Here is a 22,211-nt window from a genome sequence, read left to right on the forward strand (position 1 = left end):
CCTTTTCGTTTAGCGCATCAAGAGCGCCACCACATACATTCCGAGGGCGAAGATGGTATGGGCCACGAGGTTGAGGACGCGAACCTTCGTGGGGTTCGGTGTTTTCGACGCCGCCCAGCCAATGCCGAGCCCCGGCTGCAACAGGAACCAGCCCGCGCCAACCGTTACGATGCCGACGATCCACGGCTCAATGAACGAAGGATTGGCAAACCACGCGGCCGGGACTACCAGCGCTAGAACGATGCCATAAAGAATGCCGACGGCGTAATGTGAAATCCAGCCGAGCGCCAGTTCATGTTCATAGGGTTCAGCCGTGGCGATACTGTCGTGAAATATCGTACCTTTCGGCACATGCCAGAACCAGCGGCCGACCGGCGCCCAGTTCGGCGCGGACTGGCCGAAGAACCGGTGCAGCACGATTGCCCATATATCCATAAACACGGTGCCGCTGATGCCCATGGCAATGCCGCGCCAAATCAGTTCCAGCATAGATCCCTCCGCATGATCATGATCGATCAAGCTCTAGCGGATCACGCCGGTGGCGGAAACCGGCTATTGCCGGAGCGGACAAGAAAAATGGCCGGATCGCTCCGGCCATGAGGGTGAGAAAGGCGCTAGACCTCACCTCCGTCATGCTCGGGCTTGTCCCACTGCTGTCCGGTTTAAATTTGGTGGACATGGCGCACGGTGTTGCTCCTCTTTCGTGTCCGAGATCGTCGCCAAACGCTCGAATACGAGTAGAATCAACACCGTGCGCCATGTCCACCAAATTTAAACCGGACAGCAGTGGGACAGGGCCGAGCATCTGCAACCGATCGGATTTAACGCGACGTGGTTGGATCCTCGGGACAAGCCCCGAGGATGACGTCGAGAGTAGGTAGTGGCTGGCAGCGATCTGGTGACGATAGCGCTCCGGCCACGGTCTTTTCCCCTTAAGCGGCCCGCCCGTATTCCGCCTGCCGCCGGCTGGCCGTGGCGAGCTGGAACTGCGCGAGCAGTTCGTTGAGGGCTGCTGCTTCCGAGGCGAGGCCGTGGCTTGCTGCCGTCTGCTCCTCAACCATGGCGGCATTTTGCTGTGTGCCCTGATCAATGGTGTTGATGGCGGTGTTGATTTCCTGAAGGCCGGTCGACTGTTCGCGCGACGCGGTGACAATCGCGTCGATATGGCGGTTGATCTCCTGCACTTCGCGGACGATGGTTTCCAGCGCCTTGCCGGCATTGCCGACAAGTTCAACGCCGGACTGCACCTGCGATGTCGAGGCGTTGATCAGCGTCTTGATCTCCTTCGCCGCATTGGCGGAGCGCTGGGCAAGTTCACGGACTTCCTGGGCGACAACGGCAAAACCCTTGCCGGCCTCACCGGCGCGGGCGGCTTCAACACCTGCATTCAGCGCGAGCAGGTTGGTCTGGAAGGCGATTTCGTCGATCACGCCGATGATGTTGCTGATCTCGGACGATGATTTTTCGATGCCTTCCATGGCGCGCACGGCATCTTCCACGATGACGCCGGACTGTTCGGCATTGCCGCGGGCGCGGTCGACCAGACGGCCGACTTCTTCGGCGCGACGGGCGGAATCCTTCACCGTTGTGGTGATTTCCTCGAGTGCTGCTGCCGTCTCCTCAACGGAGGCCGCCTGCTGTTCGGTGCGTCGCGCCAGATCATCGGCCGACTGGCGGATTTCACCGGCACCCGCATCGATTGCGAGGGCGTTCTGGCCGACGGTGCTGAGGGCTGCGTTCAGCTTGGCGACCGAATTGTTGAAATCGTTGCGCAGGCGATCGATACGGGCCACGAAAGGCGTGTCGATGCGATAATTGAGATCGCCGTCCGAAAGATGCGCCAGGCCCCGGGCAAGTGAATCGACTGCGAACTGGATATCAGCCGCGTCTTTTGCTGCCGTTCTATCACGCTCGTTGCGCTCCTGTTCGGAGAGCGTACGGTTCTGTTCGGCGTCGCCTTCAAGGCGCAGTCGTTCCATGGCGTTCGAACGGAACACGGCAACGGCTGCGGCCATGGAGCCGATCTGGTCGGTGCGCTCCTGACCGGGAATGGCGACATCGAGGTTGCCGGCGGCAAGGCCTTCCATGGCGGACGTCATCTGCGTGACGGGGCGGACGATGAAGCGGGAAAGGACGGTTGCGAGAAGTCCGATCATGATCGTCGCTGCGAGGATCGTGGCGATGGTTGCCGCGAGCCGGAACTGGCCGATTGCGCTGTAGGCAACATCGGAATCGACGACAAAGCCGAGATACCAGTCGACCGAGGGCAGGCCGGCGACCGGAATGAAGCTGGTGATCTTGCCCTTGCCGTCGATCTCAGTCTGGGAGATCGCGGAGGAAATCGCTGGCGTGTTGACCTTGAAGAGATCGGCCATCGGCTTGTCGACGAATTTTGGGTCGGGATGGATGAGGATCTTGCCATCCTTGCTGACGAGGAATGCATATCCATCTGCGCCAGCATCCACCGACTTGATCATCTTCACCAGCGAGTCCAGCGAGAAGTCACTGCCTGTCACGCCAGCAAGCTTGCCATCGATGGAAACGGGTATGGCGGCGGTGATGATGAGGCCGCCGGTCGATGCATCATTGTAGGGTTCGGTCAGAACCGTCTTGCCGGCTTTCACCGCATCCAGATACCATGGGCGCTTGCGCGGATCATAACCCTCAGGCAGCGGCGTTTTCGGGAAGGTGGTGAAGCTGCCGGTGTCGGCATTGCCGAAATAGGTCGACATGAATTGTGCCGTCAGCACGTCGTTTTCCAGAAAATGCAGCTTTGCTTCGTTATCCGGAAGCTTGGCCAGCGTCTTTGCCACCGTTTCGGTCAGCATGATGCGGCCATTCAGCCAGTTGGCGATGCTTTGCGCCGCCTGTTTGCCGGATGAATCGATGTTTTCCGCCACCGCTTCCGTCGTGACGCGATGCTGAAGGCTGTCGATGTAAAAAGAGAAGCCGGCAAAGGCGGCGACGACAAGTGATGACGCAGCAACGAGAATGCGCGTCATGAGATTGGTTTTTTTAGGCAAGCTACACGTCCTTGAAACCGGGTGAATCCGTTCGGCTCATCTAGGGGAATGGTGGGGAGAGACATGCCTTAAAGGCGGGGAATATTCTGCGTCATGCAGCTTTTGGTTTAGAAGAACTACGCAATATTCTAATAAGTAAATTGAAATGGTAAAATTCGGCTAAATTTGTCTTTTGTTATCAAGGTTCGCCGATTGGGGGGCCCAGATTGCCGTTTTGCGTAAATTTTGATCATCGATCTGCAAAGGTTGCGTGCAGGAAGGGAATATTTTATTCATCACCGTGCTGCCGTTGCGCAATTCGCGGGCAATGGCCAAAGTTCAGGTGAATTACAATGTCTTCGTCGGTTGTTGCAGGAACCGTTCCTTCTGGATCGGGGTCGTGGTTTTCGCATTTCAAGGCTACGCTTGTACTGGGAATCCCGCTTATCGGCGCGCAGCTCGCGCAGCTTGGCATCCATACCACTGATATGGTCATCGTCGGCCAACTTGGCGCCGAAAAGCTGGCGGCCATGGTGCTGGCCGGACAGTTCTTTTTCGTCGTCTTCATTTTCGGCTCCGGCTTTTCCGTCGCTGTTGTACCAATGGTAGCGCAGGCTTACGGGCAGGGTGATGCGACATCCGCGCGCCGCTCGCTGCGCATGGGCATGTGGGTGGCAATCGCCTATTGGCTGCTTGCATTGCCGATTTTCTTCAATGCCGAGCGCATTCTCATTTCTCTTGGGCAGAACCCCAATGTGGCGGCGCTGACCGGCCATTATCTCGCCATCGCCAAGTTCGGCCTTTTGCCGGCGCTGCTGTTTTATGTCCTGCGCGGGCTTGTCAGCGCCATCGGGCGCGCCGGCATCATTCTTTATGTCACCCTCGTCATGCTGGTGATGAACGGTGTGCTGGCCTATGCATTGGTGTTCGGCCATTTCGGATTGCCCGCCATGGGCATGAATGGTGCGGCCGTCGTTGCCGTCATCGTCAACGCCTTCAGCTTCATTTTCATTGTCGCCTATGTGCAGACGCGTGAGGAAACGAAGAGATACGAGCTGTTCGTGCGCTTCTGGCGGCCTGATTGGCACGCGCTTTTCGAAGTGCTGCGTCTTGGTCTGCCGATTAGCATCACCATTCTTGCCGAAGTGACGCTGTTCGCCGCCGCTTCGATCCTGATGGGGCAGATCGGCACCGTCCAGCTTGCGGCGCACGGCATCGCCCTGCAGCTCGCCTCCATCGCCTTCATGATTCCGCTTGGTCTTTCCCAGGCGGCGACGGTTCGTGTGGGCGTGACGCGGGGGCAGGGAGATTTCAGGAATCTCATCCGTGCTTCTATCATGATTTACGCCATCGCCTGCGGCATCGCCATCTGCGGCGGCATCCTGTTTGCGGCGGTGCCGGAATTTCTGGCGAAGTGGTTCCTCGATCCCAAACTACCGGAAGCTGCGGAAGTGCTTGCCTATGCCAGCAGCCTCGTGGTGATTGCCGGCATCTTCCAGCTTGTCGATGGCATTCAGGCGGTCACAGCAGGCCTGCTGCGCGGGTTGAAGGATGCGCGCATTCCGGCGATGCTGGCGCTGATTTCCTATTGGCCAATTGGGCTGGCGCTTGCCTGGACCATGGCCTTTCCGCTCGGCTTTGGCGGGCGCGGCGTCTGGTTCGGCTTCGTGATCGGCCTTTCGACGGCGGCGGTTCTGCTCACCATCCGCTTCGTCCTTCTGGTGAAGCGTGAAATGCAAACGGCCCGCTGAAAAGCGGGCCGCATAATCTTTCCGGATTTTACGAGGTATCAGCGCTCGGCGAGCGCTGCTTCACCTTGTCTTTCACGCAGCAGGTTGACGAAGCGGCGGAAGAGATAGTGGCTGTCCTGCGGGCCGGGCGATGCTTCCGGATGGTGCTGGACCGAGAAGACCGGCTTGCCGACGATGCGCAGGCCGCAATTGGTGCCATCGAATAGCGAGATATGGGTCTCTTCGACACCTTCGGGCAGCGACTTGGTGTCGACTGCAAAGCCGTGGTTCATGGAGACGATTTCCACCTTGCCGGTGGTGAAGTCCTTGACCGGGTGGTTGGCGCCGTGGTGGCCCTGATGCATCTTTTCGGTCTTTGCGCCGACGGCGAGACCGAGCATCTGGTGACCGAGGCAGATGCCGAAGATCGGCAGCTCGCTCTTGATGAGGTTCTGGATAACCGGCACGGCATATTCGCCCGTCGCGGCCGGGTCTCCCGGACCGTTGGAGAGGAACACGCCATCCGGCTTCAGCGCCAGAATGTCTTCGGCCGATGTCTGGGCCGGAACGACCGTGACCTTGCAATCCAGACCGGCGAAGAGGCGCAGGATGTTGCGCTTGACGCCGAAATCGACGCAGACGACATGGTACTTGGCATCGGCTTCGCCGAGCGTGCCGTAGCCCTTGTTCCAGACCCACGGCGTTTCCGTCCAGGTGGAGGACTGGCCGGAGGTGGCTTCGATGGCAAGGTCGAGGCCGACGAGGCCGCTCCATGCCTTGGCTTCCGCCTTCAGCGCTTCGATGTCGAAGACGCCGTTCGGATCGTGGGCGATCACCGCGTTCGGCGCGCCGTTTTCGCGGATCCATGCGGTGAGCGCGCGGGTGTCGATGCCGCAGAGGCCGATGACGCCGCGGGCCTTCAGCCAGGCATCAAGGTGCTTGACGGCGCGAAAGTTCGAGGGATCGGTGATATCGGCCTTGAAGATGACGCCGACAGCGCCGCGACGGGCGGCGGGCGTCAGGTCTTCGATGTCTTCCTCATTGGTGCCGACATTGCCGATATGCGGGAAGGTGAAGGTGACGATCTGGCCGAGATAGGAAGGATCGGTCAGGATTTCCTCGTAACCCGTCAGCGCCGTATTGAAGCAGACTTCGGCCTGAACCTTGCCGGTTGCGCCGATGCCCGTTCCTTCAATCACTGTGCCATCGGCAAGAACAAGCATTGCGGTCGGTTTGCGGGTAGTCCAGGGCGCTGTCTCGGTCATCTCGTTCCGTTTCTGCCGCTTCGCACCCCGCCTCTTGAAAGGCAGGGGGTAAGGGGCCATTTTTGTCGCAGGCTTCGTGACATAAAGGGGCGCGCGATAAAGCTCGCGTTCCGACCCTTCGTTAAAATCTCGTGCAGGTGCCGGAAAATAACGAAAGCAGCCCAAGCGGTCAACCGCAGGGCCAAGATTTACGTGGAATTAAACCACCGTATTTTCAAGGTCTTATGCATTTGATTTGCTTGAGCGTGTCTGCTCGTTTATGTCGTTTCGCAAAATGAGGTGGAAAGTTTCCGTATCGAGAAGCTGCGGAAAGCGCTTTCCCAAGGAGAAGAAAAATGATGCGCGACACGTTCGCAAACGCTTTGAAGGACGCATTGAAGGCTCGTGATGCACGCCGCACCTCGACCGTGCGCCTCATCCAGACCGCCATCAAGGATCGCGATATCGCCAATCGCGGCGTGGGCAAGGACCCCGTCAGCGATGAGGACATCATGCAGATCCTGACCAAGATGGTGAAGCAGCGGGAAGAATCCGCCAATATCTATGAAGGCGCCGGCCGCCCCGAGCTTGCGGCTCAGGAGCGCGAGGAAATCGTCATCATCAAGGAATTCATGCCGGAAGAAATCCCGGCCGAGAAGGTGCGCGAACTCTGCCAGGCCGTCATCACTGAGACCGGCGCGTCCGGCCTGCGCGACATGGGCAAGTGCATGAATGCGCTGAAGGAGCGCTACCCCGGCCAGATCGACTTCGCCAAGGCTTCCGGCGTCGTCAAGGATTTGCTGAAGTAAGTTCGGGCATCCTTAAAAAGTAAAGGCAGGGCAGATGTGGGCTGCCCTGCCTTTTTTCTGTCGACGAAAACGCATTCCGGCGGATCAAAATGCGGTCCTTCACAGGCTTTTTTCGGGGGACGTGCCTGCGGGCGTCGGCAGATTATACGGAGGTCAATTGCTGCCTTCGCTGATGTTTTTACATCGCCGCCGCGGCCGGCTCAAATTACAAAAACATAATTTTTGGTGATGCTGCGGTGCCATAAATTTGCCCGAAGCGGGCGCAATGGCGATGTGATTTCGCCGTCGTGGCCTGTGAATATCGGGTATTCCTGTTCTTTAAGTTTTGTGCTGGCCTCTTTCCGCGCTTATATGAAAGACTGGCCTCGAATAGGTAACCCATGCGCTTTTCCAACTCTTTCCTTGATGAGATACGCGACCGCGTGCACATCTCCGATGTGATCGGCCGACGTGTGTCCTGGGACAAGAAGAAGACCAATACGTCGCGCGGGGATTATTGGGCCTGCTGCCCGTTCCATGGTGAGAAAAGCCCGAGCTTCCACTGCGAGGACCGCAAGGGGCGGTATCATTGCTTCGGTTGCGGCGTTTCCGGCGATCACTTCCGCTTTCTGACCGAGCTTGAGGGCCTGAGTTTTCCGGAGGCCGTGCAGCAGATTGCCGATATGGCCGGCATTTCCATGCCGCAGCCCGATCCGCAGGCGGAAAAGCGCGAGCGCGAGCGCACTTCGCTTCAGGACGTCATGGAAATGGCGACGCTGTTCTTTCAGGACCAGTTGCAGACCGCTCTCGGTGCGCGGGCGCGGGCTTACCTGCGCGATCGCGGGTTGACCGGGCGCACCATCGAGACTTTCCGGCTGGGTTATGCGCCCGATAGCCGCAATGCGCTGAAAGAGCATCTGGCGAGCAAGGGTGTGACGAAGGAACAGATGGAGGCCTGCGGGCTGGTGGTGCATGAGAATGTGCCGGTCTCCTACGACCGCTTCCGCGACCGCATCATGTTCCCGATCCTGTCTTCGCGGGAAAAGGTGATCGCTTTCGGCGGCCGCGCCATGGCCGCGGATGCGGTGGCGAAGTATCTGAACTCCAACGAAACAGAGCTCTTTCACAAGGGCAATGTTCTCTACAATTTCGCCCGCGCCCGGCGCGCCTCGCAGGCGGCCGGCGGTTCGGTCATCGCCGTCGAAGGTTATATGGATGTCATCGCGCTCTATCAGGCGGGTGTGGAAAATGCCGTCGCGCCGCTCGGCACGGCGCTGACCGAAAGCCAGCTCGATCTCCTCTGGAAAATGTCGCCGCAGCCGATCCTCTGCTTCGATGGCGATGGCGCTGGCATTCGCGCCGCCAACCGTGCGGCCGATCTTGCCCTGCCGCATATTAAGCCGGATCGTTCCGTCAGCTTCGCGCTTCTGCCCGATGGAAAGGATCCGGACGATCTCGTGCGGCTTGAGGGGCGCGCGCCTTTCGACCGGGTGCTGTCTGAAGCCAAGCCGCTGGCCGCGATGATCTGGAGCCGCGAGACCTCCGGCGTCACTTTCGATACGCCGGAAAAACGCGCCCAGCTTGAAAGCCGGTTGCGGCAGATCGTGGCCGTTATCGGCGACGAGACGGTACGCCGTTTTTACCAGCAGGATATGCGCGACAGGCTGAACGGCTTTTTCCAGCCGCGTTTTCAGCAAGGCGGGGCTCAGAACGGCAATTTCCGCCGCAACGGCGCGCAGCCCGCGGGACGCGGCTTCCAGCGCAATGCGCCGGGGCGGGGCGGGGCGATGGCCGCGCCGGCCAGCAGCATTTCCGACCGGCTTGCGCAGTCTGGCCTTGTCAGGGGCTATCAGACAAAGCCTTCGCTCCGGGAAAGCGTTCTTGCCATCACCATCGTCAACCATCCCGAATTGCTGCTCGAGGAATATGACGAGATCGCCGCTATCGACTACGAAAACCGCGATTTGCAGCGCCTGTGGTCGACGGTGCTGACCTATGCGGCGGAAAGTGCGGCGGAGATTTCGCGGGCAGGGCTGATCGAGCGCCTGTCACAGCAGGGTTTCGAGGTGCTTTTGAAGGCCATGGACCAGCAGGTGCGCAATGCCCGCCTGTGGACGGCGACGGAGCAGGCGGCGATGGAGGATGCGCGCGAGGGTTATGTGCAGGCCCTTTCCCTGCATAAGAGGACGAAATCCCTGCTCTGGCAAAAAAAGGAACTGGAGCGGGAAATCGCCGAGGCGACGGATGACGAACGCGGTACATTGCTGGTGCGGGCGCTGGCCGAAGTGCAGCTGGAAATTGGCCGTATGGAAAATCAGGAGGCGATCATCGATGGTTTCGGGGTCATGTCCGGCCGGGTGAAGGGGCCGGCCGTCGGCCATGGCTGAGGGCGGTCCGCAGAATTGAAAGGTGTTTGGGGTTGCCTTTTGCGGCAGGCGTCCTAAATAGGGGATAGTCTGGTGATAATCCGCAAAATGCGGCTCTTTTTAAGAATTTCCTTGGCTGTCTCGCCCTCAAAGGCTTGACGGGGCGGGAAATAGCGGGAATCACCATTTCAGGAAAAGTAAGGTGGAATGAGCCTTGGCGGATAGAAATTGCATGAGCAAGCATTTCCGGGTGCACTGTCTTTGCATTCTGCCTGAGGCTGCCGTGGTTAATCGGCAATTAAAGATCACTCCGTTAGGTGTCTGACAGTGATTCGCGGCATGCGCCGGATGCTCAAGGGGCGGACGGCGATGCTGCGGAACAGGTGTTAGCGTCAGGGAAAGCGACGAGATAGATGGCAACCAAAGTCAAAGAAAACGAAGAAGCAGAAAACGAACGCGACGGTGCGACGGACGGCCCGCTTCTCGACCTTTCGGATGACGCGGTCAAGAAAATGATCAAGGCCGCCAAGAAGCGCGGCTATGTGACGATGGACGAGCTGAATTCCGTCCTGCCGTCTGAAGAGGTGACCTCCGAGCAGATCGAGGACACGATGGCGATGCTGTCCGATATGGGCATCAACGTGATCGAGGACGAGGACGCCGAGGAAGCCGCCAGCAGCGACGACGACAGCGATTCCGATAGCGACGATTCCGAGGGCGGGGAACTTGCCCCTTCCGGCGGCACCGCGCTTGCGACCGCCAAGAAGAAAGAACCGACCGACCGTACCGACGACCCGGTGCGCATGTATCTGCGCGAAATGGGTTCCGTGGAGCTTCTGTCGCGCGAAGGCGAAATCGCCATCGCCAAGCGTATCGAGGCCGGCCGCGAAACGATGATTTCGGGCCTGTGCGAAAGCCCGCTGACGTTCCAGGCGCTGATTATCTGGCGCGACGAACTCAACGAAGGCACGACGCTGCTGCGCGAGATTATCGATCTCGAAACCACCTATTCCGGTCCTGAAGCCAAGGCGGCTCCCCAGTTCCAGAGCCCGGAGAAGATCGAGGCGGACCGCAAGGCCGCCGAAGAGAAGGAAAAGACCCGCAAGCTGCGTGCGCCGACCGGCGACGAGGATGTGACCGACGTGGGCGGCGATGGCCTTCCGCCGGAAGAGGAAGAGGAGGACGACGACGAGTCCAATCTTTCGCTCGCCGCGATGGAAGCCGAACTGCGCCCGCAGGTCATGGAAACGCTCGATACCATCGCGGACACCTATAAGAAGCTGCGCAAGCTTCAGGATCAGCAGGTTGAAGCGCGTCTTGCCTGCACCGGCACCCTGTCTTCCGGTCAGGAGCGTCGGTACAAGGAACTGAAGGATCAGCTGATCACGGCCGTCAAGTCGCTGTCGCTGAACCAGAACCGTATCGACAGCCTGGTCGAGCAGCTCTACGACATTTCCAAGCGCCTGATGCAGAATGAAGGCCGCCTGCTGCGCCTTGCCGAATCCTATGGCGTCAAGCGCGACAGCTTCCTTGAGCAATATCACGGTGCGGAACTCGATCCGAACTGGATGAAGTCGATTGCCAATCTGGCCGCGCGCGGCTGGAAGGAATTCGCCCGCGAGGAAAGCAACACGATCCGGGAAATCCGTCAGGAGATCCAGAACCTCTCCACGGAAACCGGCATTTCCATCGCCGAATTCCGCCGCATCGTTTCGATGGTGCAGAAGGGTGAGCGCGAAGCGCGCATCGCCAAGAAGGAGATGGTCGAGGCCAACCTGCGTCTGGTGATCTCGATTGCGAAGAAATACACCAACCGTGGTCTGCAGTTCCTCGATCTCATTCAGGAAGGCAATATCGGCCTGATGAAGGCGGTCGACAAGTTCGAATACCGTCGCGGTTACAAGTTCTCGACCTATGCGACCTGGTGGATCAGGCAGGCAATCACCCGTTCGATTGCCGACCAGGCCCGCACGATCCGTATTCCGGTTCACATGATCGAGACGATCAACAAGATCGTTCGCACCTCGCGCCAGATGCTGCACGAGATCGGCCGCGAGCCGACCCCGGAAGAGCTGGCCGAAAAGCTGGCCATGCCGCTGGAAAAGGTGCGCAAGGTTCTGAAGATCGCCAAGGAGCCGATCTCGCTCGAAACTCCCGTGGGTGACGAAGAGGATTCGCATCTCGGTGACTTCATCGAGGACAAGAACGCGCTGCTGCCTATCGACGCCGCCATTCAGGCGAACCTGCGCGAGACGACCACCCGCGTATTGGCCTCGCTGACGCCGCGTGAAGAACGCGTTCTGCGCATGCGCTTCGGCATCGGCATGAACACGGACCATACGCTGGAAGAAGTCGGCCAGCAGTTCTCGGTCACGCGCGAACGTATCCGCCAGATCGAGGCGAAGGCGCTGCGCAAGCTGAAGCATCCGAGCCGCTCCAGAAAGCTGCGCAGCTTCCTCGACAGCTAAGCGTTCCGCTTCCTTTAAAATTGAACCCGGTCAGTCAGCGCTGGCCGGGTTTTTTGTTTCCCGCACTGGCGAACTCTGCGACAAGCCTTATGTGTGAAAACAGGCATTCCGCTTTTGCTGGATAAGCCCGGGTTCGATTTGGTTCGATGAGATGCAACAGATTTCGGCAGGCAAATGGCGGAGGGGAGGATGGGCTGTGCCCGTCTCCGTGCTGCTGCATCTTGCCGTCGTCGCGCTTTTCTTTTTCGAGCTGCCGGAGCGGATAGCCGAGCCGCAGGAGCCGGAAAGCATCAGCGTCGATCTGGTGCCGCCGCCTGAGGAGAAAAAGGCGGAAGAGGCCCCGCCGCCGGGTGAAGAGAACGCGAAAGAGGAAAAGCCGCAACCCCCACCGCCGCCCGCTCCTCCAGCGGAAGAGGCAAAACCTTTGCCGCCGCCGCAGGCGACGTTGCTGGCCATCGCCATGAGGCCCGAGGAAGCGCAGGCGGACCCCGAGGACAAGCCGGGCAAGACGGAGGAAGCGGAAAAGACCGAGCCTTCCGCGGAGCCTGCAAGCCAGCCTGAAAAAACGGCTGAGGAAAAGCCCGCAGCTCCTGCCGCCAACAGCGATCTTCAGGCTTCCGCCGCACAGGGGGAGATCACGGTTTCACCCGTGAAGGAAGAAGCGCAGCCCGATCAGCCGCCAGTGCCGCAGGCCAAGCCGACTGAGGAAAAGCCGGCGGAAGTGACGGAAAAGAAGCCCGCGAAACTTCCGGCGGCCAAAAACCTCCTGTCTTCGTCGATGCTGTCACCGGCCCAGAGACGTCAGATGTTTGGCGATCTGCCACCGCGTCGCCGTGTCGTTCAGCTTTGCAGCACCGAAGCCCTGGCCCAGATTCAGGGCGCGGGATTTGCCGCCAGGGGCATGATCCCCTATTCGGACACGGGCGGCAGGATTTCCGGTAATTCGATCGATGCTTCCGGCGGCGCGTTCAACACGGGCAGTGGCTGGCATGACGTCTCGTTCCAGTGCGAAGTCGATCTGGAAAATTACACGGTGACGGAGTTCCGGTTTAAAATCGGAAATGAGGTCAGCCCGGAAGACGCGAAAAAGCGGGGCTTTACGAGATTTCAGTGAGGGCGGGTTTTCCCAATCATTAGTCTCCTAAACCCGCTCCGCATCCCCCACCAGCAGCCCAATGCCCGCCATCAGCGCGTCCTCATCATAGGGCTTCCTGATCACCGGCACGGTGCCGAATTCATCCGGCACCATGCTGCCATCCGCATAACCGGTGGCGAAGAGGAAGGGGATGCCGCGGCGGTGGAGTTCCCGGGCGACGGGGATCGATGTATCGGAGCCGAGATTGATGTCGAGAATGGCGACATCCGGCACATAGGTCTTCAGCTTTTCAATGGCCATTGCCGACGAGGTTGCCGTTTCGATTGCCTTGATGCCGTTGTCTTCCAGCATGTTCTCGACATCCATGGCGATCAGCATCTGGTCTTCGACGAGTAATACTTTCAACGGCTCCTCCCGGTTATAGCGCCTGGGCTGTGGCGCGGTTTCATCTTCGGTTTGCGTGTCGGCGACTGCCATGGCCGAAGAAACGTGACGGGAGGGCAGGAGAATTTCCGCCTCCAGCCCATCGGGCAAATAGCGTATCGTGCTGCGCCCGCCGAGATCGTATGGGATGCTGCGGCTGATGAGTGCGGTGCCGAAGCCCGCGCGCGATGGCGGGGGCAGTTTGGTGGGCAGGATTTCGCGCCACTCAATCTCGCAATCGCGGTTCTCGTCGATGGTCCAGCGCACGTGCAATTGCCCGCCATTTTGCGAAAGCGCACCGTATTTGGCGGCGTTCGTGGCCAGCTCATGCAGAACGAGAGCCATGACGGAGAAAGCGCGCGAATCGAGTGTGACTTGCGGGCCGGTCAATTTCACAACGGTTTCCGGTGAGCGATGCGGCGACAGCTCGGCATCCAGAAGATCGCGAAGCGCGCCGCCGCCTTCACCGCGAATGATCTGGTCATGGGCAAAGGACAATGCCTGAATGCGGCCCTTCAGGGCGGTCACATATTCCTGCAGGGTCTTGCCCTCCTGCGAGGGATTACCGACCAGCGATTTGATGATGGCCAGAACATTCTTGACGCGGTGATTAAGCTCCTCGTTCAGCATGCGCTGGCGCACTTCCGCGCGCTCTCTTTCGCCCGCCATCAGCTCGCTGTGATGGAATGCGACCTCGACCAGCGCAATCCTCGCCGCTTCGGCGATTTCCCGGTCGTCTTCCGACCAGGGCTGAGCCTGCCAGCGCACCGTCTCTTTCCAGATTGCAAAGCTTTTGCGCGGCGTGAGACGATCCCCCATCGGACCGGTTTCATAGGATTTTTCCGGATTTCCTGCCCAGTTCAGGTTCTGCACGATCTCCTTGCGGAAAAACAGAAGATAGTCGTTCTTCACCTGCGAGAGTGGAATGGCGAGCATTCCGGCTGCGGTGCCGGCATAGATTTCCGCCTCTGGTATGGCCTGCGACAGCGCGTGCGTCGCCCAGACCCTGCCTTCTGAAGCCGAGGCAACAAAGCGCGCCAGCCTTGGAATGGCGTCATGCGGCGGCGTTGCACCCTGGCCGTGCCAGTTGTTTCCCACCCATAGGCCGACGCCATCGCAGGGCATCAGATCGGCAAAATCCTGAAAGCTGTCGATCAGCAGTTCTTCGATGTTGGCGTGATGGGCGGCAAGCCGAAGGAAGCGGTCAAGCGCGGCATGGGCGTGGTTTACGGTATCGAGCCTGCGCTTCTGCTTTAGGACCTGCAAATGCATGGAGAAAAATTCTCCGAACATTTCAGCGGCGATCCGGACCGGCATCGTCAGCACGCGCGGGGAATAATGATGACAGGCGATGAGGCCCCAGAGCGCACCGTCGACAATCACCGAAATCGACATGGAAGCCGCAACACCCATGTTGCGAAGATATTCGCAATGGATGGGCGAGACGCTGCGCAGATGGGCAAAGGACATATCGAGAGGTTCGCCCGATGCGTCGAGTGCCGGAAGGACGGAGACCCGGGCGCCGCTCGCATCGGAGATGATGCGCAATGTGTTCTTGAGATAGAGCGCGCGGGCCTGCTGGGGTATGTCGCTGGCGGGGAAATATTGACCGAGAAAGCTTTCCAGCTCCGGCTGCTTCGCTTCCGACACGACCTTGCCGGCGCCGTCTTCCTCGAAACGATAGATCATCACCCGGTCGTAACCGAGCGTCGCCTTTATCAGCCGTGTCGTTCTGGAGATCAGGCTTTCGATGCTGTCCGCCTCGCGGATGCGGTCCACCATCTTGCGGGCGGTGCCCAGCGGCTGCGTTTCGCTGCGCGAGGGCTCGAATTCGATGATCGTGGTGGATTTGTAGCGATGCAGGGCAATATCGAAGCTGCGGCCGTCGCTCATTTCCATGGCGGGCAGCATGGCGGGACGCGTGGTTCTGCCGGTGACGGTGAGCGCATTGCGAAGATCGTGGACGAGTTTTTTGCCGAGCACCTCCTCGGCCGTCCTGCCATTGATATCGCCTTCGACGCCCAGCAGTTCGCGGCAGTTTTCAGAATGCCGCAGCACCATGCGCATGGCGTTGTCGCAGGCGATGAGACAGCCATGCGGTTGAATATAGCCTGGGATGTGGATGGGTTCGCGGTCGCAATTGGTCAGGTCGACATGATAGTCACTGGGGGCCATGAATCAGTCTTTCGCACCCTGTGCCTGTCTTGTACGGGGAATATTGTGTTCGTCGACGAACGGGTAAGCTTGAATAATTCATTCTGATAGTGCCAACCCTTCCCCGTTTTTTGCAACTGTGACGCCGGTTTTCCGTTCTGCTTTTATAGGCCGTCATCACGCTATTGTCGTATCCATTACGTCATTGGATACAATTTGACATGCTGAAACGTTGGCAGCGCCGATTTTGTTCCACCACGTTTAAGGAAAAAATGTGCCGCAGAGAAAAATCATAGTCGCCACCCGGGGGCAGGGTCTTTATGAATTCACATCCGAGGCCAAGGCATTCGTCAGCCAAGCCGGCTTGGAAGAAGGCCTGCTGACGATCTTCGTCCGGCACACATCCTGCTCGCTGCTTATCCAGGAAAACGCCGATCCCGATGTGCGGCGCGATCTCACGATGTTTTTCTCCCGTCTCGTGCCGCCTTCGGACGATCCTTCCATGCGCTGGATCATCCACACGCTCGAAGGCCCCGACGATATGCCCGCCCATATCAAATCGGCGCTCACCACGGCTTCCATCGGCGTGCCGATCAGCGACGGCAGGCTCGTGCTCGGCACCTGGCAGGGCCTTTATCTTTTCGAACACCGCGATGAGCCGCATCGGCGCGAAATCGTGCTGCATATCTCGCCGTGATATCCGGATCCGGATCGAGGCGTTCCGCGTTAACCTCCCTGAACGCCTGCTGAACATTCGGTTCTGCTGATATTCAGGCGGGCGAGTCTAGGGTCTCGTCAATCGCCGGGGGATGTTCCCCTGTCGGCAAAGAAACAACGGAGTGAGTTCATGTTCAGCACCTTCGCAAAAGCCGGCCTGGCTGCCCTCATCGCCCTCGGTGGAATTTCCTTCACTGCGCCGGCGGCTTCCGCGGGCTCGGATGTTCAGTTCAGAGTTCAGGTTCAGGATGGCTATGGCCATCGTCCCGGCTGGGGTCGCCCGGATCGCCCGCGCCGTGGCTGCTCGCCCTGGCTGGCGGAAGAAAAAGCGAGCCGCATGGGCCTTCGCCGCGCCCGCGTGGTTGATGTATCGCCGCGCCGTGTCGTTGTGGCAGGCTTCAACCGTTACGGCCGCGACCGCGTCGTTTTCGCCAATGAGCGCGGCTGCCCCGTCATCCGCCGCTAAAATGTAATCCGCCGCTAACAGCGGCGACCTTATCGATCTGCCGATATCCCCGTATGGTAGATGGATCAAAAATGCCCCTCGCTTGTCCGGAAAGGCAGGCGAGGGGCATTTTATTTCGGGTTATGTGAATGGCTGAACGCAAGATGGGGCAGGAGCGGCGCCGAGGCGCCGCCCGCCGTCGATCTTATTGCTCGAGAGCGAAGGTGACGTTGACCACCACGCTGTAGTTGTTCTCGCCCGAAGCGATCGGAACGCTGTCGGCTTCCTTCATCATCGAAGCGCGCATCGCGCCCGCCGGTACCGGCATCGGGCGCTGCGAGTTTTCGCTGATCTGAATGACCCGGCCAAGCTTCACGCCTGCAGCTTCCGTCAGCGTCTTCGCCTTAGCCAGCGCATCGGCAACGGCCAGCTTGCGGGCCTCGGTCACCGTCGCTTCGGGCTTGTCATTGGTGAAGGTGATGTCGCCGCCCTGGTTGATGCCGAGCTTGACGGAGGTATCGAGGATCGTGCCGAGCTTCTTCAGGTCGCGCACCCGCACGGTCAGGCCGTTGGACACCTGATAACCGGTGATCTCGGGCGCGACATAGACGCCATCCTTGGGTTCATAGTGCTTGTAGAGCGGCTGCACCGAGAAATTGCTGGTCTGCAGGTCGCGCTCCTCGATGGCGGCCTCTTTCAGCGCCTTCAGAACATCGGCAAGCGCCTTGGAGTTTTCGGTCAGCGCCGCAGCTGCGGTCTCCGCCTGCTTGACGACGCTGAAGGACAGGATCGCCATGTCGGGGGCAATGGCCGACTGGCCCTCACCGGAAACACTAATGGTGGCTTCGCGAGGAGTAGCCTCCTGCGCAGACACCTGGGCGGCGAGCGGCATCATGGCTGCTGCGGTCATTGCGGTGAGTGCGAAAAGGCGGGCCGTTTTTGTCTTCATGGTGTTTCCTCGTTGATTGAGTCCCTTTGAAGGGTATTGCCTTAGATTGTGTAGCTAATACGGCGGCACTGCTTTGCGAAAGCATCATTGGCTTGTCGGGCTCAAAAAATTACGTTAGAGCGTGACCCACCGGATTCGAGCCATTGCGAAACCGGTGTTTCGGACTGGTTTTTCCGAAAAGGGCCTGTAGCTCAATGGTTAGAGCCGGCGGCTCATAACCGCTTGGTTGGGGGTTCGAGTCCCTCCGGGCCCACCATTTTCTTTCAAGATCAATTGCTTGGGATGTTTTACGGCTCTTCGCGAGCGCGCGTCTGTCACGTCTGACGCGTGATCTCTGCTATGCCGATGGCACAGCCCGGCTGGGGAATGAATGCGTCGGAGCCGATCCGGCGTGCCGATGGGGCAAGCCGGATCGAGAAAGCTTTAATATCAGTTGCAGACCCGCATACTTTCCGTATGCCAGCCGCCGTCATAGGAATTGGGAACGCGGCGGTCTTCGAACCAGCAGCGCGGGCGGGGCGGCGGTGGCGGCTCGTAGTAGCGCGGGCCGTTATTGCTATTGGCGATGGCGCCGCCGATCAGGCCGCCGATGACGCCTGCGGCGAGGCCGCCGGCGATCGCTGCGCCGTCATTGTGGCGGCGGTGTTCGCGGTAGGGCGGCGGGGGTGGGCCGCCGCGGTCGTAGCCACGGTCATAGCGTGGGCGATAGGGATAGTCCTGCGCGGCAGCGGTGCCATAGGATGCAAAAATGCTGCCGGTGGCGACAAGCGCGGCAATAGTGGAAAGAATTATCTTTTTCATCGGGGCTACTCCATAAGCCTGCTTCGGGAGATAGAGGCTCATTATGCCCGGATCATGGCACGGGACGGGTGAACGGCCTGTGAATATTCCATTTCTGCACAGTTCATATTTCTCTGATTTCAGAATGTAAGAATTCAAGCCGGTTCAGGTTTTCAGTGACGAAAAAGCCCGGCGGATGGCCGGGCTTTTTGTCGAAGTCCATTGGTCGCGATCAGAACTTCACGCCGAGACCGACCTTCACAGTGTGCTGATCGACATCGGTGTTGATACCGAAGATGTCCTTGTCGCTATAATCGTTGTAGCGATATTCCAGCCTGCCGAACACATTGTCGGTGAAGGCATAGTCCAGACCCGCGCCAACGGTATAGCCGTTGAAGGTAGTGCTGTCCTTGCCGGCGCCGGGCGTTTCGATAAAGCCGCGAGTCGCGGTCCAGCCGGCGGTGGCATAGAGCAGGGCGTGGTCGAAGGCATAACCGACGCGGCCGCGGACGGAGCCCTGCCAGTCGGTGCCGATCTGCACACCGGCATAGTCATTGTCGTTCCAGTTATAATCGACGTCACCTTCGATGCCGACGACGAAATTATTGTCGAACTGGTAATTGTAACCGGCAAAGGCGCCCAGAATGCCGCCATTGAAATTATCCGAAGCGACGGGGCCGCCCGCCGAAAAATCGCCATTCGCCCAGCCCGCGCCGCCTTGGATACCAAGATAGGGGCCAGACCAGGTGAAGACCGGCAGGGTTTCCTGAGCGACCGGAGGTGCCGGCGTTTCGTAGACGGCATCCGCGGCCATTGCGGTGCTGGCGGAAAGGGCCAGAAGTGACGTTACGATCAGCGTTTTCATCGTTTTCTCCCTGAGCTGACTGACATCCATAGCATAGATTAGCTGCTTTTAATATGGGGCGGGGTTCGGCGGTTCCAAGATGCGCTCGTGTCCTCCCGGCGTTGCTGGCCGTCTTGCCCCGGATCGCGGCTTTTTATCGCCCCGCCATGCTGTTCTGATGCGGCGAACGTCTTCGGCCGTGTTTGGTTCCCTTCGCCGTTTCGTCAAAAGTCCGGCAGGGTGGCCGGCCGGCGTCACGCTTGGTTGTCTTGACAGCGCAGGGCGCGACCATAGAGTTGTGGTAGACTATGGCGGTGCCGATGTTTTTCGCCGCATCGCCAGCGGCATAAGCTGCGGTTGAGACTACACCGTTGCGACTTCCCGGCGAGGGGATCGTTGCGGGCGGAAAGGGCATGGGAGGATGAGATCGCATGAGGCTTTATTTTAGCGGAGGAGGGGCGACGTGATTGTCGGAGCCGTTCTCAGCGCCATTCTTCTTCTCACCCTCATTGCATTTCCGCGGCATCTCAAATCCGTCGTTGTCTGCCTGTTGTTGATCTGGACGGCCACCGCCGCCTTTGTGATTTATGACTGGTGGCGCGGCAACCAGCGGCTCGACCATATCGTCGCGAGCGCCGGATTCGATGCGTCCTGCCCGGATGCGGCATTGCCGATCCGCGTCAGCTTCCGCAACGACAATAATGTCGCCGTACAGCGGCTGACCTATACGCTCGAAGGGTTCGAACCGGCCTTCCGTGCCTCCGTTTCCTTCGATCCCTATCAGGTGAGCGAAAGACGGATCGAGGCCGGGGAGACTTTCTCGGCCTGCCGGGCGTTCCGGATGCGCAACAATGAAAGGGTTGAGCCGCAACGGCTGGAATGGCGCGTCACCGTCATTTCCGCGGAATTCGACTGAGCGGTTCGTGCGACTGTCGGTTATCACGGCATTTTGAAAATTTTCGCGCCGGTGAGCGGCGGTCGGAAAATCCCTGCACCACAGCGGTTTCAGGCGGATGGGTGAATTCCTATCGTCCGCAAGGGAACCGGCTGGGGCAGTCGCTGACTTGTTTTCGTCCATTTGCGATGCCATCTCCCCCTCCATTCGATGAATGTCGCGGGTTGATGTTTTGCGTATTGTTCTGAAGTTTCTGAAAATAACCGCCATCGGCCTTGTCGCCCTGCCGGTTCTGGCGGGTGCGCATATGGGCATCGGCCAGCTCACCGGAAATTTTCACGAAGTCATTCCCGGAGAGCTTTACCGTTCGGCCCAGCCGAGCGGTAAGGACATCACGGCCTATGCCAAGGCTTATGGCATCAAGACAATCATCAACCTGCGCGATGAAAAGCGTGAAGGCTGGTACGATGCCGAAAGCCTTGCGGCCAGGAACAACGGCATCCGGCTTGTGGATTATCCGCTGAGTTCAAGCGAAAAGGTCTCGGTGGACGATTCGGAAACGCTGGCGGCCGTGCTGCGCAATGCGGAAAAACCTGTTCTCATCCATTGCGAACATGGCGCCAACCGCACCGGGCTCGCCTCCGCCATCTATGTGGCTGCCGTGGCCGGCAAGAGCGAGGCGGTCGCAGAATTTCAGCTTTCCCCCTATTACGGGCATGTGCCGATCCCCGGTATCGGGCGTTATGAAATGTACCAGTCCTGGGATGATTTCGAGGAAACCATCGGGTTTTGACGCCGCCATACATCGTCACCCCGGACTTGATCCGGGGTCCAGTGCGATCAAGTCATTGATCGCAAAAGACTCTTTTACGGCGCAGACGCGCCGTGGCTGGATGCCGGCTCAAGGCCGGCATGACGGACGGTTGCGCAGCGCGCCTCAATAATCCCCGCCACTTTCCCTGATCACCTTCGTCAGGCTTCCCGTCGCCGGGAAAAGCGGGATGAGGCAGGCCTGCAGCGCGTGATAGATATCGCCCTTGCCGGGGAACAGCGTGTGGGCGGGAACCAGATCTTCCGTCAGCTCCTCGTGCCAGCCGCCATTCTCATGGTCGATGAAATTGTTGGCGATGGTGCTCCAGATGCGGCGATAGCTGTCTTCATAGAAGTTGTCCGCCGGCAGGTTCTCGTTGAGGAAGTGGGCAGCGCCCGCCGCCTCGGACATGGGCCACCAGAGCTTTGACCGCTTGTCGGGATTGTCGTTCCAGTCGAGCGTATAAAAGAAGCCGCCCTTTTCCCGGTCCCAGCCGAGCGCCATGGATTGCACGAACAGCGATTTCGCGGCCACCGGCATCCAGTCATGGCGGCGCTCGCCCAGCACCCATAATTGCAGGATGAGGCGCGCCCATTCCAGCCAGTGGCCGGGGGTGGAGCCGGAGGGGCGGAACATTTCGTTGCCGCGATACTCCTTGTCGAGTGTCCAGTTCTCATCGAAATGCTCCGGTACACGGAAGTCCAGCTCGCCGGCGCGACGGCGGATGACGAGATCGGCGATGCGCTCCGCCTTGCTGAGGTAGCTATTGTCGCCGATAACCTCATAGGCCGCCATCAGCGCTTCGGTCAGGTGCATGTTTGAGTTCTGGCCGCGGTAATTCTCGATGGGCGACCAGTCGCGATGGAATTCCTCGGCGATGGCGCCGTGTTTTTCTTCCCAGAAGCGGGTTTCCAGAACCTCGGTAATATCGGCCAGCATCTTGTCGGCCAGTGGGTGGCCGACGGTCTTGGCGGAAGAGGCGGCCAGAAGCACAAAGGCATGGCCATAACCCTGCTTGGTGGCGTCCACTGGGCCGGCATCGTTCACCTGCCAGAAATAACCGCCATGCTCGCCATCGCGGTGCCTGTTCCAGAGGTAGGTCATGCCGTGATCGACGATATCGCCGCAGCCCGGACGGCCAAGCAAGTGGCCGATGGAGAAGCAATGCACCATGCGGGCCGAAGCATGGATGCCGCGCACGGGGTCGTTTGGCTGCAACGGCGCGCCTTTGGCATCGAGATCGAAGAAGCCGCCGGCAGGGTTGAGGGCACGATACTGGAAGAAATCGAAAAGTCCCTCGGCCTGTTTTACCAGCCATTGGCGATGCCAGGGCAGGGTGTTCCAGTTGCGGCTGTTGTGATCGTCCTCGGGCATTCTCGTCCTCCATGCGGTTTGCTGCTTCGGCTTATATCCTTGCTGTATAAACCTGTCATCTGTCAGCGATATTTCGTAACGTGCTGCAACTGCGCAAAGCCATGCCTGTCCCTTGAAGATATATT

General features: G+C 59.4%; 17 protein-coding genes and 1 tRNA gene. 10 read left to right on the forward strand and 8 right to left on the reverse strand.

All coding sequences use genetic code 11. From position 1 onward, the window contains the following. Positions 1 to 9 precede the first annotated feature (9 nt). The gene (locus BTE54_RS06330; protein ID WP_078051813.1) at positions 10 to 489 is read right to left on the reverse strand and encodes a DUF2938 domain-containing protein; all 480 of its coding nucleotides are present in this window, start codon (positions 487 to 489) and stop codon (positions 10 to 12) included. Positions 490 to 932: 443 nt separating this feature from the next. Beyond that, entirely contained in the window at positions 933 to 3,023 is a 2,091-nt protein-coding gene (locus BTE54_RS06335) for a methyl-accepting chemotaxis protein (RefSeq protein WP_078051814.1), read from the reverse strand. Between the two features lie 332 nt (positions 3,024 to 3,355). On the opposite strand from BTE54_RS06335, the gene BTE54_RS06340 reads away from it, so the two are divergent. Further along, entirely contained in the window at positions 3,356 to 4,753 is a 1,398-nt protein-coding gene (locus tag BTE54_RS06340) for an MATE family efflux transporter (RefSeq protein ID WP_078051815.1), read from the forward strand. 38 nt (positions 4,754 to 4,791) lie between these two features. Here BTE54_RS06340 and carA read toward each other — a convergent pair whose 3' ends face one another. Beyond that, on the reverse strand, positions 4,792 to 5,997 hold the full coding sequence (carA, locus tag BTE54_RS06345) for a glutamine-hydrolyzing carbamoyl-phosphate synthase small subunit (RefSeq protein WP_078051816.1): 1,206 nt from the start codon (positions 5,995 to 5,997) through the stop codon (positions 4,792 to 4,794). A gap of 338 nt (positions 5,998 to 6,335) precedes the next feature. On the opposite strand from carA, the gene BTE54_RS06350 reads away from it, so the two are divergent. The 4 genes from BTE54_RS06350 (at position 6,336) to BTE54_RS06365 (ending at position 12,712) form a co-directional block, all read left to right on the forward strand. Continuing rightward, on the forward strand, positions 6,336 to 6,785 hold the full coding sequence (locus BTE54_RS06350; protein ID WP_170988576.1) for a GatB/YqeY domain-containing protein: 450 nt from the start codon (positions 6,336 to 6,338) through the stop codon (positions 6,783 to 6,785). Between the two features lie 380 nt (positions 6,786 to 7,165). Then, positions 7,166 to 9,151, forward strand: a complete 1,986-nt coding sequence (gene dnaG / locus BTE54_RS06355) for a DNA primase (RefSeq protein ID WP_078051817.1) — start codon at positions 7,166 to 7,168, stop codon at positions 9,149 to 9,151. Between the two features lie 392 nt (positions 9,152 to 9,543). Beyond that, entirely contained in the window at positions 9,544 to 11,598 is a 2,055-nt protein-coding gene (gene rpoD / locus BTE54_RS06360; RefSeq protein WP_065655752.1) for an RNA polymerase sigma factor RpoD, read from the forward strand. 196 nt (positions 11,599 to 11,794) lie between these two features. Continuing rightward, positions 11,795 to 12,712 (forward strand): DUF930 domain-containing protein, encoded by a 918-nt coding sequence (locus BTE54_RS06365; protein ID WP_198939087.1) that lies wholly within the window; start codon positions 11,795 to 11,797, stop codon positions 12,710 to 12,712. Between the two features lie 27 nt (positions 12,713 to 12,739). Here the strand turns inward: BTE54_RS06365 and BTE54_RS06370 are convergent, their stop codons facing one another. Then, entirely contained in the window at positions 12,740 to 15,292 is a 2,553-nt protein-coding gene (locus BTE54_RS06370; RefSeq protein WP_078051819.1) for an HWE histidine kinase domain-containing protein, read from the reverse strand. A 253-nt stretch (positions 15,293 to 15,545) separates the two neighbouring features. Here BTE54_RS06370 and BTE54_RS06375 point away from each other — a divergent pair, with 253 nt between their 5' ends. After that, the gene (locus BTE54_RS06375; RefSeq protein WP_065655755.1) at positions 15,546 to 15,968 is read left to right on the forward strand and encodes a secondary thiamine-phosphate synthase enzyme YjbQ; all 423 of its coding nucleotides are present in this window, start codon (positions 15,546 to 15,548) and stop codon (positions 15,966 to 15,968) included. 150 nt (positions 15,969 to 16,118) lie between these two features. Further along, positions 16,119 to 16,454 carry a hypothetical protein gene (locus tag BTE54_RS06380; protein WP_065655756.1) on the forward strand — a complete coding sequence of 112 codons (336 nt, stop codon included), beginning with the start codon at positions 16,119 to 16,121 and terminating at the stop codon, positions 16,452 to 16,454. 184 nt (positions 16,455 to 16,638) lie between these two features. On the opposite strand, the gene BTE54_RS06385 is transcribed toward BTE54_RS06380, so the two are convergent. Further along, positions 16,639 to 17,382 carry an SIMPL domain-containing protein gene (locus BTE54_RS06385; RefSeq protein ID WP_065655757.1) on the reverse strand — a complete coding sequence of 248 codons (744 nt, stop codon included), beginning with the start codon at positions 17,380 to 17,382 and terminating at the stop codon, positions 16,639 to 16,641. Between the two features lie 180 nt (positions 17,383 to 17,562). Here BTE54_RS06385 and BTE54_RS06390 point away from each other — a divergent pair. Beyond that, positions 17,563 to 17,638 (forward strand) — tRNA-Ile (locus BTE54_RS06390). Between the two features lie 173 nt (positions 17,639 to 17,811). On the opposite strand, the gene BTE54_RS06395 is transcribed toward BTE54_RS06390, so the two are convergent. After that, a complete protein-coding gene (locus BTE54_RS06395) occupies positions 17,812 to 18,183 on the reverse strand; it encodes a hypothetical protein (protein ID WP_035261012.1) in 372 nt (123 codons plus the stop codon). 211 nt (positions 18,184 to 18,394) lie between these two features. Next, the gene (locus BTE54_RS06400) at positions 18,395 to 19,027 is read right to left on the reverse strand and encodes an outer membrane protein (RefSeq protein ID WP_065655776.1); all 633 of its coding nucleotides are present in this window, start codon (positions 19,025 to 19,027) and stop codon (positions 18,395 to 18,397) included. A gap of 442 nt (positions 19,028 to 19,469) precedes the next feature. Between BTE54_RS06400 and BTE54_RS06405 the strand changes: the two genes are divergently transcribed. Beyond that, on the forward strand, positions 19,470 to 19,922 hold the full coding sequence (locus BTE54_RS06405; protein WP_078051821.1) for a hypothetical protein: 453 nt from the start codon (positions 19,470 to 19,472) through the stop codon (positions 19,920 to 19,922). A gap of 211 nt (positions 19,923 to 20,133) precedes the next feature. Then, positions 20,134 to 20,694: a dual specificity protein phosphatase family protein gene (locus BTE54_RS06410; RefSeq protein WP_143240695.1), complete on the forward strand. Its 561-nt coding sequence runs from the start codon at positions 20,134 to 20,136 to the stop codon at positions 20,692 to 20,694. Between the two features lie 144 nt (positions 20,695 to 20,838). Here the strand turns inward: BTE54_RS06410 and BTE54_RS06415 are convergent, their stop codons facing one another. Then, positions 20,839 to 22,086 carry an AGE family epimerase/isomerase gene (locus BTE54_RS06415; RefSeq protein WP_078051823.1) on the reverse strand — a complete coding sequence of 416 codons (1,248 nt, stop codon included), beginning with the start codon at positions 22,084 to 22,086 and terminating at the stop codon, positions 20,839 to 20,841. Positions 22,087 to 22,211: the final 125 nt, after the last annotated feature.

Source organism: Agrobacterium sp. YIC 4121 (genome assembly GCF_002008205.1).
Taxonomy (GTDB): Bacteria; Pseudomonadota; Alphaproteobacteria; order Rhizobiales; family Rhizobiaceae; genus Agrobacterium; species Agrobacterium leguminum.